A 15,439-nucleotide genomic window follows, 5' to 3' on the forward strand; every position below is an offset into this window, starting at 1 on the left:
AGATACCCCGTGAAACTTAACGCCAGCACCGCGGCGCCCGAACCACACGACTTCGCCGTACGCGTCAGGCGCCTACGTCATCTGCGCCATCAGCGTCCATCGCATCTCACCGCACGTTCGTGACGATCGCGAGCGCCCCTCAATGGGTGAGACGGACGGAGTTATGCGACTGATTTGCCCTGCACGTTAAGCGAAATATTTTCGATCCCGGGGCTTGATGCGATTTCTGAAAATCAGAAGTGATTTGCCTTGTCTGCCGTGCGCCGGAATTGGAACCGTACGTCCCCCGTAAGCTTACGGTGTTACCCATGCACATTTTGCGGTTGCGTCCGGCGGCCCATTTGCATCTAACTTCTTGGGGAGCTGCGAGCAGTCCGCCTCGCGGCCGAGTATTTGGGTTTTATTAGAATGAGAGTGTGTTTGAGTGCGCATACAGAAAGCAGATTTGAACTTGCGTTAAAGCTCCCGTTCTCCGACGCGCCAAATGGCGATGATCGCGGAAGCCTTACCCTGGGTTCCCCGCGGTGATGCCTCGCCGCGGAATGGGAAATCGCCTTCTTGCAACATTGCCGGCGTCGGACTTCGATTTGCTGGAGCCCGAGCTTGAGACGATCGCGCTCAATCAGGACGCGGTCCTTTCGCGGGCGGGTGACGCAATCGAGTACGTCTACTTCCCTCATAGCGGCGCCATCTCGCTAATGATCGACATGGCGGACGGACACACGGTCGCCTCCGCCGTAGTCGGGCGTGAGGGGGCAGTAGGCATGCTTTCGGTGCTCGGACCGTCGCCTTCAGATATGACGGCGATCGTTCGTGCGGCAGGCACCGCCTTTCGGATCCCCGCATCGCGATTTCACGCCGCTTTCAACCGGAGCCCCGCGATCCGGTACGCGGTCCAGATTCACGTCAGGGCGATGCTGATGCAGCTTCAGCTCGGCTCGGCCTGCAATGCGCTTCACCCGGTCGAGGCGCGCATGGCTCGCTGGCTGCTCCAGCTTCGCGACCGCGTCGACCATGATGTGCTCCCGCTCACCCAGCAGGCGCTATCGCAAATAGTCGGTGTACGACGCACGACGGTGACGCTCCTGATGCGCAAGTTGCGCGCGTGCGGAGCGATCAAGTCCGATCGACGAGGCCTGATCGAGATCGATCCGGCGCGGCTCGCGGCGGTCGCGTGCGAATGCCACAACGTCATGCATCTCGAAGTCGAGGAGATGTTCGCGCTCCATTCGGCCAGATCTCGCGCGGCGGTTCTGCCCGAAGATCGGCGGATTCCGGGAATTAAATCGGGCGGAGTCATCTGAGCGCGTTTCAGCGACCGCTCGACCTTCCGCGTCGCGACTTGCTGCTGCGGCATTCCGGAACGCACATCGAAGGGTGGATTCTCCGCCAGATCAGGTTCTCTGCGGCCGATCACGTTCGAGCGCTGACTCGGATGTCGCCTCGAGCTTCGCAATCTCGCGCAGCACCTTCGCTGTCTGGCGCAGCTCGTCGCGCTCAGGGCCCGGCTTCAGCCGTCGTGCCTCGTCAAGAAATTCCTTTGCCTGCAGCAGCCAGGTCGATGTGTCGGTTGAGACTTGCATGCGCGCCATGGCGCCCCTCCATCGCGATCATCACTTGATCTGTGTCGACGCTCACGCCGGGGTGCTGGCGCTGCGATGCCGCACACGGGCGCTCGGCTCGTCGACCCAGGCTTCACGGGCAAACCAGGCGTGATCGGTGTGGCAGATCACGCAACGGGTCCGTGAGAAAAACACCGCGCTGCGGCTAAAGCTCTCGCGATCAGTCTTGATGCCGGTGGGAATCGCATGTCCGGTCCGCGGACATTTGACCATGACCATTCCCATATCGCCCTCCCTTGAGATTGGCTTCTTGTTTGAAAAAAGCACCGGCCGGTTGGAGTGCGCCACTTGTCGGTGCGGGTTACTTTGGGGGGCATCGCGCACCGCGTCTGATCGAGCATCGGGTAGTGGGCCGCATGCTCATCGCTTGGACTCGTTCCAACCGGCCGGATCCCTCCTTGACGTAGTCTCGGGTGTGATTGAATGCCGGTCTTTAGCCGGCTTGGTGGAGAACCTTGGTGAAGTGCTTCCTGATCGGCTCACCCGTTTCCGTCGCAAGCTTCTGGGCAAGCACCCACAATTCCCTGTTCTGGTCAGAAGCGGTGTAGAACGCTTTGCGCGCTTGTGCCGCGGACAAGGTAAGGGCGTCGGTAGCTGACTTGCTGCCGTACAGATGGATGAAGAAATCGAGCGTGGAGGCGGCATTGGCGTTTGAGATTTCGAACAGCTTGAGCCCGTAATCGGTCGCGCTCCTCGCATTGCTCGAATAGCTTTCGCGCAGCGCTTCCGTCATCTCCTCCGAAGCGGCCTTGATTTTTTCGCAGCCTTCACGTGCGCGGGCGAAGCCCCGCTCGGTAAGCTCACTAACCGCGCCAGGCGCGGCGATCTTCGAGAAGTCCAACCACGGCATTCCGAAAATATGCGTTCCGTTCGGCGTGGCTTTCATTTCGCTTTCACTCACGGCAACATCACCTTTCCAAGCGAAAGCATTCCTCGCGACGTTCGCTTGCGTCACGAGAGCTCACGCTCCGCGTTCGATCAGATTTGTGGATGAGGATTTTTATCCAGCCCTCGACGTTACTTTGCCTAGGCGAAGCGGGACTGTCGGTTCGGTTTGCGACTCTCGCTCAAAGTTTTTTTGAAGTTGTCAACGCATACGCTGGTATATTTTACGCAGCGCTGTGCATAACCGGGATATCTCAAGCGGCGGGAAGGTTTTGCTTCAGCGTGACGTTGCAGAAACACCGCGCCGTTGCGGTCCGGTTCCGCCCAAACAAAAACCCCGGCATTTCTGCCGGGGTTTTGCATTTGTGGAGCGAGATCCCGGCTCTGCGGTGCACCGCTTCGCGCTGCACCGCTTCCGGGACGACTTCGTCGGATCAGAAGTCCATGCCGCCCATGCCGCCGCCGGGGGGCATTGCGGGGCCGCCGGCGTTCTTCTTCGGCAGTTCGGCGATCATGGCTTCGGTGGTGATCAGGAGAGCCGCGACGGAAGCCGCGTTCTGGATCGCCGCACGGACCACCTTGGTCGGGTCGATGATGCCCTTGGAGACCAGATTGCCGTATTCGCCGTTCTGCGAGTCGAAGCCGTAGGAGTACTGCTCCTTCTCGAGGATCTTGCCGACGATGACGGAGCCGTCTTCACCGGCGTTGATCGCGATCTGGCGGGCCGGCGCGGACAGCGCCTTGCGCACGATCTCGACGCCGGTCTTCTGGTCGTCGTTCTGGGTCTTGAGGCGCTTGAGCTGCTCGGTGGCGCGGAGCAGGGCGACGCCGCCGCCGGGCACGATGCCTTCTTCAACCGCCGCGCGGGTCGCATGCATCGCGTCATCCACGCGATCCTTGCGCTCCTTCACCTCGACTTCGGTCGCGCCGCCGACGCGGATCACGGCGACGCCGCCCGCGAGCTTGGCCAGACGCTCCTGCAGCTTCTCACGGTCGTAGTCCGAGGTGGTTTCCTCGATCTGCGCCTTGATCTGCTGCACGCGCGCCTCGATGTCGGCCTTCTTGCCGGCGCCGTTGACGATCGTGGTGTTTTCCTTGTCGATCATCACCTTCTTGGCGCGACCGAGCATCTGCAGCGTGACGTTCTCAAGCTTGATGCCGAGATCTTCCGAGATCGCCTGACCACCGGTCAGCACTGCGATGTCCTGCAGCATGGCCTTGCGGCGATCGCCGAAGCCCGGAGCCTTGACGGCCGCGACCTTCAGACCACCACGCAGGCGGTTGACGACGAGGGTGGCGAGGGCTTCGCCTTCGACGTCTTCGGCGACGATGACCAGCGGCTTGCCGGTCTGCACCACGGCTTCGAGCAGCGGCAGCAGCTCGTTCAGCGAGGAGAGCTTCTTCTCGTTGATCAGGATGTAGGCGTCGTCCATTTCAACGCGCATCTTGTCGGCGTTGGTGACGAAGTAGGGCGAGATGTAGCCGCGGTCGAACTGCATGCCTTCGACGACGTCGAGTTCGGTCTCGAGCGACTTGGCTTCCTCAACCGTGATCACGCCCTCGTTGCCGACCTTCTTCATGGCGTCGGCCAGGAACTTACCGATTTCGGCGTCGCCGTTGGCGGAGATGGTGCCGACCTGGGCGATTTCCTCGTTCGAGGTGACCTTCTTGGAGTTCTTGACGAGGTCGGCGACCACGGCTTCCACCGCCAGGTCGATACCGCGCTTCAGGTCCATCGGGTTCATGCCGGCGGCAACGGACTTGGCGCCTTCACGGACGATCGCAGCCGCGAGCACGGTTGCGGTGGTGGTGCCGTCGCCGGCCGCGTCAGCGGACTTGGAGGCGACTTCGCGCACCATCTGCGCGCCCATGTTCTCGAACTTGTCGTCGAGCTCGATCTCCTTGGCGACGGTGACGCCGTCCTTGGTGATGCGGGGAGCGCCGAACGACTTGTCGAGCACGACGTTGCGGCCCTTCGGGCCGAGCGTGACCTTCACGGCGTTGGCGAGAATATCGACGCCGCGCAGCATGCGGTCGCGGGCGTCGACGCCGAATTTAACTTCTTTGGCTGACATATTTGGTTTCCCTGAGTTGATCTTTGTTTCTCACCCTGTCGGGGAGGCGCCTTGCGGGCGCTCCCCAAGGTGAGCGTGGCAGGCGATGTCTTAGGCGGCCTTCTTCTTGGCGGAAGTGACGTCGAGGACGCCCATGATGTCGGACTCCTTCATGATCAGGAGTTCCTGGCCGTCGATCTTGACCTCGGTGCCCGACCACTTGCCGAACAGCACGCGGTCGCCGACCTTGAGGTCGATCGGGATCAGCTTGCCGGCTTCGTCGCGGCCACCCGGGCCGACGGCGACGACTTCGCCCTGGGAGGGCTTTTCCTTGGCACTGTCCGGAATGATGATGCCGCCAGCGGTCTTCTCTTCGGCGTCGATGCGTTTGACGACGACGCGGTCGTGAAGCGGACGGAAGTTCATGCAGTCCTCCTAAACGTCTGGGAATGTTGTAGAATTCTGGAATTTTGGCAGTCCGGACCAGCGAGTGCCAATCCGGCTGCGGCTGATTTAGGCCAGTATTCTTCGGGGGACAAGGGCTTCTAGCAGAAAAATTGGCACTCAAATATGTCGCCTGCCAATTTCATTAATCATGATTAACCGGGCGGCGGGATGTTGGGACCCCGCATTAGCACGTGCGGTAAGCTGCTGCTAACGCGTGAATTTTCAACAATTCATTAAACATTTAGGCTTGTGATGGGTTGGTATCGTGCGTCACATTTCTCTCATGTGAGCGCATCTCCGCCGGGGTGGCTCGGTGTGTGGCCACCACGTGAAATGCGCTTCCAGCAATGGAGGTTTGGCATGGTCTCGCGGGTTGGAGTTGCTTCCGACGACTTCCGGAAGCAGGTGCTGGGTTATGGGCTGACGACGGCGCAAATTCTGTATCGGATGCCGGATCACCCTTCATTGCTGCAGACCTATGTCTGGCAGAACTACGATCTGTTTCCGAAATTCCCGGCGCTGAAGGACTTCCTCGCGTTCTGGCAGGAAAAGCTTGACGGCCCGCTGTTTTCCGTAACGGTCGCGCATTCCAGGCTGATCAAGCCGGCTGAGTTGCGTGCAGTCGACGGTGTGTTCAGGCTGCATTGATTGCGATGCTGTAGGATGGGTTAGCGCAGCGTAACCCACCATGCTTCCGCATGCCGCGGCCCTGCGGTGGGTTACGCCTTCGGCTAACCCACCCTACGCAGGCGAATTCGTGTTAGCCTCCGGCGATAAACAAAAAAGGAGGAGACAATGGCCAGAAAGAAAGTGGCGTCACGACCCGCGGCGCAGCCCGCCGTGAAGAAGAAATGGTCGGGCCACAAGACGGCAGCCAAATCCCCAGCCCGCAAGGCTCTCAAATCCAAGGGACGCGTGTCGAAGGCCAAACCGGCCAGGAGGGCACGGCCGAAGCAGCGCATCGCCATCAGCCATCACCGCGAAGAAGATTTCAAGGCCGACGGCTTGCGCGCTTACGCACAGTACCGCGACCTCGGGATTGCCGACGCCACGCACGGCCTGGCGCAGGCGCATGTCATCCGCCTGATCGGCCCGTGCAACCCGGCGGAAGTTTCAAAACTGCATTACCACGACGTCGAATTCCAGATGGTCTATGTGCTCAAGGGCTGGGTGAAGACCTACATGGAGGGGCAGGGCGAGACGCTGATGAAGGAAGGCAGCGCCTGGACCCAGCCGCCGCGCATCAAGCATCTGATCATGGATTATTCCGATGACGTCGAGTTGCTGGAGGTGATTTTGCCGGCGGAGTTCAAGACGGTGGAATTGGCGGGTTAGTGCGGCATGCACGTCGTTCCGGGGCGATGCGAAGCATCGAACTATGGTGCGCAATTGCGCACCTGAGAACCTCGAGATTCTTAGGTGCGCAATTGCGCACCAGAGTTCGCGCTCCGCGCGCTCCGGAATGACAGGACGACGGCTAGGTCATCACCCCGACCACTGCCCCCATCAAACACGTCGCCAGCGTACCCGACACGATCGACTTCAATCCCAGCGCATTGATCTCCTCGCGCCGATCCGGTGCCATGGTGCCGAGGCCGCCGATCATGATGCCGAGGCTGGCGAAGTTGGCAAAGCCGCACATCGCGTAGAGCATGATCAGCCGCGAGCGCGGGTCGAGCGCGTCCGTGCCGAGTTTCGAGAGGTCGAGATAGGCGATCAGCTCGTTGAGCACGGTCTTGGTGCCCATCAGGCTTCCGGCCGTGACGGCTTGCGGCCAGGGCAGGCCCATCAGCCAGCACACCGGAGCCATCACAAGCCCCAGCAGCCGCTGTAGCGAAATTTTGGCGCCGCCGATCTCGGGCAACAGCCCGAGGACCGCATTGACGAGATAAACCAGCGCCACCAGCACCAAGAGCATCGCGACGATGTTGAGCAGCAATTCGAGCCCGGCCGCGGTGCCCTTGGTGATTGCATCCATGGTCGAGGACGCATGCATGTCGGGATCTCCGAGCGAGCCGCCAGTGCGCTTGTCGGAAGTCTCCGGCACCATGATCAGGCTGATCAGGATCGCGGCCGGCGCGCCCAACACCGACGCAATGACGAAATGCGCGGCCGCATCGGGGATCAGCGGTGCCAGGAACGTGGCGTAGAGCACCAGCACGGTGCCGGCGATGCCGGCCATGCCGCCGGTCATCACCAGGAACAATTCGCTGCGCGTAAGCTGCGCCAAATAGGGGCGGATGAACAGCGGCGCCTCGACCATGCCGAGAAAGATATTGGCTGCGGCCGATAGCCCGACCGCGCCGCCGACGCCGAGCGTGCGCTCCAACAGCCACGCCATGCCGCGCACGATCGGGGGCAGTACGCGCCAGTAGAACAGCAGCGTGGTCAGAACGCTCATGACCAGCACGATCGGCAGCGCCTGAAATGCCAGGATGAAATCCGCGCCCGGCGCCTTGAGATCGAACGGCAGCGCGCCGCCGCCGAGATAGCCGAACACGAAGGAAGTGCCGGCGCGGGTAGCTGCCGCGATCGTGCCGACGGCGTCGTTGATGGCGCCGAAGGCTTTTGCGACCGGCGGCAGCTTGAGCAGCACCAGCGCGGTGACGATGGTGACGGCCAGCCCGATCGCCACCTGACGGAGCGATACGGCGCGGCGGTTCTCGCCGCATGCCCATGCGATCGCCAGCAACGCCAGCACGCCAAACGCCGATTGCAGTTGCAGCATGAATCCCCCGAAAACCCTGGGGAGCGATTATGCCAACCTTGTCGATTTGTGAAAGCCCAACTCGTGTCCCGGACGCGGTGCGCCGCGCCCGGGACACGAAAGTCAGCCCCGTCCGACGAACGGCATCTTGGTCGCCATGACCGTCATGAACAGCACGTTGGCATCAAGCGGCAGGCCGGCCATGTAGGCAACCGCATCGCCGACGGCCTTCGCGTCCATGCGCGGTTCGTGCTTCATCGTGCCATCAGGCTGCATCACGCCGGGGCCGGCGACCATGCGGTCGGTCATTGGGGTCGCGGCATTGCCGATGTCGACCTGGCCGACCGCGATGTCGTACATGCGGCCATCCAGATTGGAAGCTTTGGTGAGGCCGGTGATCGCGTGCTTGGTCGACGTATAGGCCGCCGAGAACGGCCGCGGCGCGTGCGCCGAGATCGAGCCGTTGTTGATGATGCGGCCGCCGCGCGGGGTCTGGTCCTTCATGATGCGGAAGGCATGCTGGGTGCACAGGAACGGGCCGGTGAGGTTGGTGTTCACCACCGCCTGCCACTGCTCGAGGCTCAGATCCTCGAAATTGACCGGCGGCGCGCCCATGCCGGCGTTGTTGAAGAGAACATCGAGCCGGCCATAGGTGTCCTTGACCTTTTGAAACAGGGCCGCAATCGACTCGGGCTTGGTCATGTCGGCGGAAACGCACAGGCTCTTGCCGACGTTGTCGCCGAGCTTCTTGGTTTCTTCCAGCATCTCCATGCGACGTCCGGCCAGCACCACGGTGAAGCCGGCATTCATCAGCGCCAGCGACGCCGCGCGTCCGACGCCGGTGCCGGCACCGGTCACGAGCGCGATCTTGTTGGTTGCTTCGGCCATTGTTTCCTCGCCTTCAGTTCTTGGTTTCTGTTTCGGATTTGTAGGGTGGTCTCGGAATATTCTGGTGTGCCGCCCGCAAGGCCGCCGACCAGCGCGAACGCAGGTCGTGGAAGTAGGGCTCGCCGGCCTCGATGCGGTGGTTGAGGTCGGCCTCGCAGGCATCTGCGCGCACCACCAGCACGTCGATCGGCAAGCCGACGCCGAGATTGGAGCGCATGGTTGAATCCATCGAGATCAGGCCGGTCTTCAGCGCCTCATACAGTTCGACGTCATAATGCATCGCGCGGTCCAGCACCGGCTTGCCGTATTTGTGCTCGCCGATCTGCAAATAGGGCGTGTCAGTGGTGCATTCGATGAAATTGCCGGCGGTGTAGACCATGAACAGCCGCATCCGCGAGCCCTTGATCTGGCCGCCAAACAGGAAGGAGACGTCGAAGGAGACGTCTTCGGATCGCAGCGCCTCGCCTTCGGTGGCGTGCACGGCGCGGATGGCGCGGCCGATGCGTTGCGCGGCCTGGAACATGGTTGGCGCGTTTATCAGCGTTTCGAGCTCGCCGGTGTGCGGATCTTCCATGCCCTCGGTGAGCGTCGACAGCACCGACTGGCTGATCGCCAGATTGCCGGCGCTGGCGACCGCCATGATGCGCTCGCCGGGCTTTGAGAAAATATGGAGCTTGCGGAAGGTCGAGACGTTGTCGAGGCCGGCATTGGTGCGGGTATCTGCGATCATGACGAGACCGTCCCGCACCAGAATTCCGCAGCAATAGGTCATTCCCGATCCCCGAACGCGCCTGATTTTTCGGCGCCAACTAGTAGCCAATTTCGAGGGGCCATCCAACCCCAATTCCCCGTGGCGCGGCATGCGCCCGGCGGGTAAGACCTCCTCGCCCTGCGGTACATGGTCCCGATCTGGGTTTGCGCCTTGGGATTGCCGGCCTCCGGTAGCGGGCGGAACAGCGGATCGCCGGAACATGGTCGCCCCGGTTGGCGCACTCGCGCGAGCTCGACAAGGAAAGGCGCAGGAATCTCGTCCGGGAGATTGAACGGCTATTGGTCGAGGACGCCGCGCGGCCGATCATCCTGCACTCCTCGGCCGGCAATTGCTGGCAGCCTCACGTGAAGAATTTCCGGCCGCACGCTAACAGCCAGTATAATGATCTGCGGTTCGAGGACGTGTGGCTGGATAAGTGACCGTCATTCCGGGATGCGCCGTCAGGCGCAGGCCCGGAATCCATTTAGCCGCGGAGCTGATGTCGCGATGGATTCCGGGCTCGCGCTCCGCGCGCCCCGGAATGACGACGTGGGGAGGCCTACGACTGCGACTGGCTTTGCCATTGCCCCGGCCGCCCGGCCTGCTCGACCTTGACCGCAACCGTCAGCGTTTCCGTGCCGCCGCCGTAGCGGGTGCCGCGTACCGGGGCCGCGCCGAGATAGTCGAGCCCGATCGCGACGCGGGCGTGGGCGTCGGTGATGCAGATGCCGTTGGCGGCATCGAAGCCGACCCAGCCGAGATCGGGCACGTAAGCTTCCGCCCAGGCGTGGCCTGCCTGCTGGTGAATCATGCCGTCGGAGCGCAGGAAATGGCCGGAGACGAAGCGGGCCGGCACGCCGCCGGATCGGGCGCAGGCGATGAAGATGTGCGCATAGTCCTGGCAAACGCCGCGTTTGAGCGCGAACGCCTCCGCCGCCGAGGTGCCCGAGTGGGTGGGGTCTTCGTCGAATGTCATGTGCTCGTTGATCTGCACCATCAGCGCATGCAGGAAACCGAGCACGTCCCCATCGGATTCCGACCGTAGCTCGCGGGCAAAGGTCGCCATCGCCGGATTGACTTCGGTCAGCGCGGTTTGGCGCAGGAACAGGCTCGGCGGAAAGCGCTCGTCGGTGCCGCGCAGCACGCCGCCAGTGTCATGGGTCTCGATCAGGCCCTCGACATGGATGGTGAGGTCGGTGATCGGCCCGTGGGTAAGTACATGCGTGACGTTGCCGAACGCATCCTGGTGCATGTCGAGGCGAGAGTCGGTCGAGACATCGATCTGCCATTCGGCGACATACTGCCCGTCATGGCTGCCGGGCGTCATCCGCAGGATCTGGATCACGCCCGTGGCCGGCGGCTCGTAGCGATAGCTGGTGGAGTGGGCAATTCGCAGGCGCATGGCTTACCGTTATTTCTGCTGTCATTCCGGGACGCGAATCTCGAGATTCCGGGTCTGGCGCTTGCGCGCCATCCCGGAATGACGACATCAAATCAAATACTGCTTGGTGATGATCTCACCGAGCCGCGAATTGTCCGCGATGAACTCCTGGATGAACTCATGGACGCCGTGCTGGAAGATATCGTCCATATGGCTGTGTTCAAGCCGGTTGCGGACGCCGCGGGCGTGGCGCTGGGCGGCGCCCTGGCGACCATAGGCGACACCGATCTGGTCGAGATTGCGGACGAGGTTGCTGTAGCAGCTCGCCAGCGAGCGTGGCAGCGTGTCGTTGAGGATCAGGAGGTCGGCGATCAGCCACGGCTTTAGCGTCTCGCGGTAGACCCAGTGATAGGCGGTCAGCGCGGAGACCGAGCGCAGGATCGAGGTCCACTGGTAGTAGTCCAGGGGACCGCCGACGTGCTCCTCCTCGGGCAGCAGCACGTGATATTTAACGTCGAGAATGCGCGCGGTGTTGTCGGCGCGCTCCAGATGCAGCCCCAGCCGCGAGAACCAGTAGGCGTCGTTGCGCAGCATGGTCCGGTAGGCCGAGCCGTCGAACCGCAGCGAGGTCTCCTGCACGAAGCGGAGAAACCGCGCCAGTTCCTCGCGGCTCGATGTGCCCTTGCCCCAGACCTCCTGCAATTCGATCCAGGCCGAGTTGATGGTGTCCCACATCTCCGATGTCAGCGCGGTTCGCACCGAGCGCGAATTGAGCCGGGCGGCCTCGATGCAGTTCTTGATCGAGGAGGGATTGGAAGGCGAGAATGCCAGATATTCGACGACGTTCTGCTCGGTGGCTTCCGGATAGGCCTCGTAGAAGCTTGCGCTGACCCCGGCCGTCAAGAGCGCCGATTCCCACTCATTGGTCTTGCCGATATAGGCGGCGGGAAGCGCGGTGACTCGCAAGGTCGCATCGATGGTGCGCGCGATATATTCGGCGCGCTCGACATAGCGGGCGAGCCAGTACAGGTTTTCGGCGGTGCGCGACAGCATACGAAAATTTCGCCCTCTATTCGTCCAGTATCCAGGTGTCCTTGGTGCCGCCGCCCTGGCTGGAATTGACCACCAGGGAGCCTTCCTTCAGCGCCACCCGCGTCAGTCCGCCCGGCACGATAGTGACGTGCTTGCTGCCGGTCAGCACGAACGGGCGCAAATCGACATGGCGCGGCGCGAGGCCGGAGGCGGTGCAGGTCGGGCACGTCGAGAGCGCCAGCGTCGGCTGGGCGATAAAACCCTCCGGCTCGCGCTTGAGCTTGTCGCGGAACGCCTCGATCGTCGCCTTCGTCGCGGCCGGGCCGATCAGCATGCCGTAGCCGCCGGAACCGTGCACTTCCTTCACCACCAGCTCGCTCAAATTGTCGAGCACATAGGCGAGGTCCTTCGGCTCGCGGCAGCGCCAGGTCGGCACGTTCTTCAGGATCGGTTCTTCGCCGAGATAGAACTTTACGACCTCCGGCATGTAGGAATAGATCGCCTTGTCGTCGGCAATCCCGGTGCCGACCGCGTTCGCCAGCGTGATATTGCCGGCGGCATAGGCCGACATCAGCCCGGGCACGCCGAGCGCCGAATCCGGGCGGAAGGTGAGGGGGTCGAGGAAATCGTCGTCGACGCGGCGGTAGATCACGTCGACGCGTTTCAGCCCCTCGGTGGTGCGCATGAACACCTCGTCGTTCTTGACGATGAGGTCGCGGCCCTCGACCAGCTCGATGCCGAGCTTGTCGGCAAGGAAAGAGTGTTCGTAATAGGCGGAATTGTAGACGCCCGGCGTCATCAGCGCGACCGTCGGCTCGGCCGAGGCGGAGAGCGGCGCCACCGAGCGCAGCGCCGACAACAATTCGTCCGGGTATCGCTCTACAGGTGCTACGCGGTGGCGGGCGAACAGGTCCGGAAACAGCCGCATCATGATTTCGCGGTTTTCCAGCATGTAGGAGACGCCCGAGGGCGTCCGCGCGTTATCTTCCAGCACGATGAAGTTATCGGCATCGACCCGGACGATGTCGATCCCTGCGATGTGCACATAAACATCGTGCGGCACGCTCTGGCCGTTCATCTCGGGACGGAAGACCGGGTTTTGGAAGATCAGGTCATCGGGAATGATGTTGGCGCGCAGGATGTCGCGGCCGTGATAGATGTCGCGCAGGAACATGTTGAGCGCGCGCACCCGCTGCTTCAAGCCCTTCTCCAGAACAGCCCATTCCTTCGCCGACATGATTCGCGGGATCACGTCGAAGGGGATCAGCCGCTCTTGGGCCTCCGCATCGCCATAGACCGCGAAGGTGATGCCGATCCGGCGGAACAACAGTTCCGCCTCCTGACGGCGATATTCCAGGGCATCCGGAGGAGTCTCCTTCAGCCAGCGGGAGAGCTCCCGATAGGCCGAGCGGAGGTCACCGCCGGGCCCGTTCATTTCATCGAAGGCAACTGCCATAAATCCCGACTATCTCTCGAAGCCATGCGGCACGGTGCATGAGTTCACGGGATGGTAGCAAGGCTCGGGCCAGCGCGATATGCATTGGCTTGCGGCATTTCGTGTGGGTAGCCGGCCGTGCTGCCCTAAAAAAGGGCTGCCGGGTGCTTATTTCGGCAGCAAACCCCCGTGACTTCAATGCGTTGCTTGCGCAAAGTACGGGGCAGGTGGGGAGAAGTCATGAGCGAGATCGTCACGGCGGGTATTCTGGTCATCGGCGACGAGATCTTGTCCGGCCGTACCAAGGACAAGAACATCGGGTTCATCGCCGAATACCTGACCAATATCGGGATCGACCTCAAGGAGGTCCGCATCGTCGCCGACGATGAGACCGACATTGTCGACGCCCTTAATGCACTGCGGAATCGCTACACGTATGTCTTCACCACCGGGGGCATCGGACCGACACATGACGACATCACCGCCGACAGCGTCGCCAAGGCTTTCAGCGTCGGGATCGGTCATCATCCGGAGGTGGTGGCGCGCTTCCGCGAGCGATGGAGCGAGCAGGATCTGAACGAGGCGCGGCTGCGCATGGCGCGTGTGCCCGACGGCGCCGAACTGATCCAGAGCGCCACCATCCTGGCGCCCGGTTTCAAGCTCGGCAATGTAATAGTCATGGCCGGCATCCCCTCGATCATGCAGGCGATGATGGACATCGTCGCGCCCAAGCTGAAATCGGGGGTGCGGATGCTGTCGGACTCGGTGCGGGCCAATGCCCGTGAAGGTGATATCGGGGGGCCGTTGCGGGAGATTGCCATCGCCCATCCCGACACCATCATCGGCAGCTATCCGTTCATGGACGAGGACAAGAAGCCGAACACCAACCTCGTCGTCCGCTCGCGCGATCCCGACAAGCTCAACGCCGCGATGGCCGCGGTGAAGGAGATGCTGGCGGCATTGAACGTCACCACCCGGTAGCAGACAGGCAGGCGAAGCAGCGTGGCAGACAACAATTACGAACCGAGCGCCGAGGCACGAGCCGGACGGCCCTTTCCGGTGTCCTGGGACCAGTTTCACCGGGATTGCCGGGCGCTGACCTGGCGGCTCAACGAGGTCGGGCCGTTTCATGCGATCGTCGCGATTACCCGGGGCGGGCTGGTGCCGGCAGCCATCGTGGCGCGCGAGCTCGGCATTCGCATCATCGATACGGTGTGCATTGCCAGCTACGACCACACCAGCCAGGGCGACCTGCAGGTGCTCAAGGGCGTCTTCCCCGATGTCGCCAAACTCGGCGGCGGCACCGGCAAGGGGCTCTTGATCGTGGATGATCTCGTCGATACCGGCGCTACAGGGCGGATGGTGCGCCAGTTGCTTCCCGACGCGCATTTCGCCGCCGTCTACGCCAAGCCGAAGGGCAAGCCGCTGGTCGATACCTTCATCACCGAAGTGTCGCAGGATACCTGGATCCATTTTCCCTGGGATACCGCGTTGTCGTACCAGCCGCCGATCCGGCCGTGAGGTGTTCGTCATTCCGGGGCGCCTCGAAGAGGCGAACCCGGAATCTCGAGATTCCGGGTTCGATGCTGCGCATCGCCCCGGAATGACGGTAGCCACAGATGCCCCTGCAAAACCGCGTCACTCCCACCGGCGACATCATCGCCACCCCGCATCGCGGCATGTTCACCGGTAACCGCGGCATCATCCACGACCCCGCGACCAAAACTTTATTGAAGAAGCGCTGGTCGAGCCCGGCCTGGATCACGTGCGTCTGCGAGTTCAGAGGTTGGCGGCGGCCCGTGATGGGTCAGCGGAGCTGGACCGAGCTGTTCTTTCTCGACGAGGCGACCGCCTTCTCCGCCGGGCACCGCCCATGCTTCTTCTGCCGCCGCGACGACGCCAACCGCTTTCGTAGCTGCTGGCAAGAGGGCAATGGCGTGAAGAACATTCGCGCGCGCCAGATCGATGCCGTGCTGCATGGTGAGCGGCTGGAGCGCGGCAAGAAGCGGCTGCATCCGCTGCCAGTGCCGGTGGCGCAATTGCCTGACGGCGCGATGGTGCAGCAAGGCGCCGAAAGTTTTCTGGTCCTGCAGGGCAGGGCACTGCAATGGTCGATGGTGGGATATCGAACGATGGACGACGCGAGGGAGGACGCCCTGCTACTGACGCCGCCATCAACATTGCGCGCGTTGAGCGCTGGGTATCGCCCGGTACTGCATCCAAGCGCGAGTTGAAGC

General features: G+C 62.5%; 18 protein-coding genes. 7 read left to right on the forward strand and 11 right to left on the reverse strand.

The annotated features are described in order from the left end of the window. The first annotated feature begins 527 nt into the window (after positions 1–527). Complete coding sequence (locus LMTR3_RS26795) at positions 528–1,304, forward strand: Crp/Fnr family transcriptional regulator (RefSeq protein WP_065747994.1); 777 nt, start codon at positions 528–530, stop codon at positions 1,302–1,304. Positions 1,305–1,394: 90 nt separating this feature from the next. On the opposite strand, the gene LMTR3_RS26800 is transcribed toward LMTR3_RS26795, so the two are convergent. From LMTR3_RS26800 to LMTR3_RS26820, 5 genes are all read right to left on the reverse strand, one after another. Then, the gene (locus tag LMTR3_RS26800) at positions 1,395–1,592 is read right to left on the reverse strand and encodes a hypothetical protein (protein WP_065747995.1); all 198 of its coding nucleotides are present in this window, start codon (positions 1,590–1,592) and stop codon (positions 1,395–1,397) included. Positions 1,593–1,634: 42 nt separating this feature from the next. After that, on the reverse strand, positions 1,635–1,847 hold the full coding sequence (locus LMTR3_RS26805) for a hypothetical protein (RefSeq protein WP_065747996.1): 213 nt from the start codon (positions 1,845–1,847) through the stop codon (positions 1,635–1,637). Between the two features lie 208 nt (positions 1,848–2,055). Continuing rightward, positions 2,056–2,577: a phasin family protein gene (locus LMTR3_RS26810; protein WP_245320006.1), complete on the reverse strand. Its 522-nt coding sequence runs from the start codon at positions 2,575–2,577 to the stop codon at positions 2,056–2,058. A gap of 364 nt (positions 2,578–2,941) precedes the next feature. Continuing rightward, positions 2,942–4,582: a chaperonin GroEL gene (gene groL / locus LMTR3_RS26815; protein ID WP_065728695.1), complete on the reverse strand. Its 1,641-nt coding sequence runs from the start codon at positions 4,580–4,582 to the stop codon at positions 2,942–2,944. A gap of 90 nt (positions 4,583–4,672) precedes the next feature. Continuing rightward, positions 4,673–4,987, reverse strand: a complete 315-nt coding sequence (locus tag LMTR3_RS26820; RefSeq protein WP_028349896.1) for a co-chaperone GroES — start codon at positions 4,985–4,987, stop codon at positions 4,673–4,675. 381 nt (positions 4,988–5,368) lie between these two features. Between LMTR3_RS26820 and LMTR3_RS26825 the strand changes: the two genes are divergently transcribed. Together LMTR3_RS26825 and LMTR3_RS26830 are read left to right on the forward strand one after the other, a co-directional pair. Further along, positions 5,369–5,656 (forward strand): usg protein, encoded by a 288-nt coding sequence (locus LMTR3_RS26825; protein WP_057833772.1) that lies wholly within the window; start codon positions 5,369–5,371, stop codon positions 5,654–5,656. A gap of 147 nt (positions 5,657–5,803) precedes the next feature. Beyond that, on the forward strand, positions 5,804–6,343 hold the full coding sequence (locus tag LMTR3_RS26830; RefSeq protein WP_065747997.1) for a cupin domain-containing protein: 540 nt from the start codon (positions 5,804–5,806) through the stop codon (positions 6,341–6,343). A 142-nt stretch (positions 6,344–6,485) separates the two neighbouring features. On the opposite strand, the gene LMTR3_RS26835 is transcribed toward LMTR3_RS26830, so the two are convergent. The 3 genes from LMTR3_RS26835 to LMTR3_RS26845 all read right to left on the reverse strand — a co-directional run bounded on the left by LMTR3_RS26835 (position 6,486) and on the right by LMTR3_RS26845 (position 9,375). Further along, positions 6,486–7,736, reverse strand: coding sequence for a NupC/NupG family nucleoside CNT transporter (locus LMTR3_RS26835; RefSeq protein WP_065747998.1), 1,251 nt, complete (start codon positions 7,734–7,736; stop codon positions 6,486–6,488). Between the two features lie 102 nt (positions 7,737–7,838). Further along, positions 7,839–8,603 carry an SDR family oxidoreductase gene (locus LMTR3_RS26840; RefSeq protein WP_065747999.1) on the reverse strand — a complete coding sequence of 255 codons (765 nt, stop codon included), beginning with the start codon at positions 8,601–8,603 and terminating at the stop codon, positions 7,839–7,841. Positions 8,604–8,616: 13 nt separating this feature from the next. Further along, entirely contained in the window at positions 8,617–9,375 is a 759-nt protein-coding gene (locus tag LMTR3_RS26845) for a proteasome-type protease (protein ID WP_028349888.1), read from the reverse strand. A gap of 212 nt (positions 9,376–9,587) precedes the next feature. On the opposite strand from LMTR3_RS26845, the gene LMTR3_RS26850 reads away from it, so the two are divergent. Continuing rightward, a complete protein-coding gene (locus LMTR3_RS26850; RefSeq protein ID WP_065748000.1) occupies positions 9,588–9,794 on the forward strand; it encodes a hypothetical protein in 207 nt (68 codons plus the stop codon). A 119-nt stretch (positions 9,795–9,913) separates the two neighbouring features. Here LMTR3_RS26850 and LMTR3_RS26855 read toward each other — a convergent pair whose 3' ends face one another. From LMTR3_RS26855 to LMTR3_RS26865, 3 genes are all read right to left on the reverse strand, one after another. Beyond that, positions 9,914–10,756, reverse strand: a complete 843-nt coding sequence (locus LMTR3_RS26855; protein WP_065748001.1) for a transglutaminase family protein — start codon at positions 10,754–10,756, stop codon at positions 9,914–9,916. Positions 10,757–10,843: 87 nt separating this feature from the next. Then, positions 10,844–11,788 (reverse strand): alpha-E domain-containing protein, encoded by a 945-nt coding sequence (locus LMTR3_RS26860; protein ID WP_065748002.1) that lies wholly within the window; start codon positions 11,786–11,788, stop codon positions 10,844–10,846. A gap of 16 nt (positions 11,789–11,804) precedes the next feature. Beyond that, the gene (locus LMTR3_RS26865) at positions 11,805–13,223 is read right to left on the reverse strand and encodes a circularly permuted type 2 ATP-grasp protein (RefSeq protein WP_065748003.1); all 1,419 of its coding nucleotides are present in this window, start codon (positions 13,221–13,223) and stop codon (positions 11,805–11,807) included. A gap of 219 nt (positions 13,224–13,442) precedes the next feature. Between LMTR3_RS26865 and LMTR3_RS26870 the strand changes: the two genes are divergently transcribed. The 3 genes from LMTR3_RS26870 (at position 13,443) to LMTR3_RS26880 (ending at position 15,436) form a co-directional block, all read left to right on the forward strand. Beyond that, the gene (locus LMTR3_RS26870) at positions 13,443–14,183 is read left to right on the forward strand and encodes a competence/damage-inducible protein A (protein ID WP_065748004.1); all 741 of its coding nucleotides are present in this window, start codon (positions 13,443–13,445) and stop codon (positions 14,181–14,183) included. Between the two features lie 21 nt (positions 14,184–14,204). Next, complete coding sequence (gpt, locus tag LMTR3_RS26875) at positions 14,205–14,723, forward strand: xanthine phosphoribosyltransferase (RefSeq protein ID WP_065748005.1); 519 nt, start codon at positions 14,205–14,207, stop codon at positions 14,721–14,723. Between the two features lie 98 nt (positions 14,724–14,821). Next, complete coding sequence (locus LMTR3_RS26880; RefSeq protein ID WP_065748006.1) at positions 14,822–15,436, forward strand: hypothetical protein; 615 nt, start codon at positions 14,822–14,824, stop codon at positions 15,434–15,436. Positions 15,437–15,439: the final 3 nt, after the last annotated feature.

The sequence above is a fragment of the Bradyrhizobium sp. LMTR 3 genome (genome assembly GCF_001693485.1).
In the GTDB taxonomy this organism is placed as follows: Bacteria; Pseudomonadota; Alphaproteobacteria; order Rhizobiales; family Xanthobacteraceae; genus Bradyrhizobium.

Excerpts from the sequence above, each read along its gene's own strand:
- LMTR3_RS26800 (WP_065747995.1), bottom strand. The coding sequence starts at position 1,592 with ATGGCGCGCATGCAAGTCTCAACCGACACATCGACCTGGCTGCTGCAG.
- LMTR3_RS26820 (WP_028349896.1), bottom strand. The coding sequence starts at position 4,987 with ATGAACTTCCGTCCGCTTCACGACCGCGTCGTCGTCAAACGCATCGAC.
- LMTR3_RS26855 (WP_065748001.1), bottom strand. The coding sequence starts at position 10,756 with ATGCGCCTGCGAATTGCCCACTCCACCAGCTATCGCTACGAGCCGCCG.
- LMTR3_RS26865 (WP_065748003.1), bottom strand. The coding sequence starts at position 13,223 with ATGGCAGTTGCCTTCGATGAAATGAACGGGCCCGGCGGTGACCTCCGC.
- LMTR3_RS26835 (WP_065747998.1), bottom strand. The coding sequence starts at position 7,736 with ATGCTGCAACTGCAATCGGCGTTTGGCGTGCTGGCGTTGCTGGCGATC.
- LMTR3_RS26860 (WP_065748002.1), bottom strand. The coding sequence starts at position 11,788 with ATGCTGTCGCGCACCGCCGAAAACCTGTACTGGCTCGCCCGCTATGTC.
- LMTR3_RS26805 (WP_065747996.1), bottom strand. The coding sequence starts at position 1,847 with ATGGGAATGGTCATGGTCAAATGTCCGCGGACCGGACATGCGATTCCC.
- groL (WP_065728695.1), bottom strand. The coding sequence starts at position 4,582 with ATGTCAGCCAAAGAAGTTAAATTCGGCGTCGACGCCCGCGACCGCATG.
- LMTR3_RS26880 (WP_065748006.1), top strand. The coding sequence starts at position 14,822 with ATGCCCCTGCAAAACCGCGTCACTCCCACCGGCGACATCATCGCCACC.
- LMTR3_RS26825 (WP_057833772.1), top strand. The coding sequence starts at position 5,369 with ATGGTCTCGCGGGTTGGAGTTGCTTCCGACGACTTCCGGAAGCAGGTG.
- LMTR3_RS26795 (WP_065747994.1), top strand. The coding sequence starts at position 528 with ATGCCTCGCCGCGGAATGGGAAATCGCCTTCTTGCAACATTGCCGGCG.
- LMTR3_RS26845 (WP_028349888.1), bottom strand. The coding sequence starts at position 9,375 with ATGACCTATTGCTGCGGAATTCTGGTGCGGGACGGTCTCGTCATGATC.
- LMTR3_RS26840 (WP_065747999.1), bottom strand. The coding sequence starts at position 8,603 with ATGGCCGAAGCAACCAACAAGATCGCGCTCGTGACCGGTGCCGGCACC.
- LMTR3_RS26830 (WP_065747997.1), top strand. The coding sequence starts at position 5,804 with ATGGCCAGAAAGAAAGTGGCGTCACGACCCGCGGCGCAGCCCGCCGTG.
- LMTR3_RS26870 (WP_065748004.1), top strand. The coding sequence starts at position 13,443 with ATGAGCGAGATCGTCACGGCGGGTATTCTGGTCATCGGCGACGAGATC.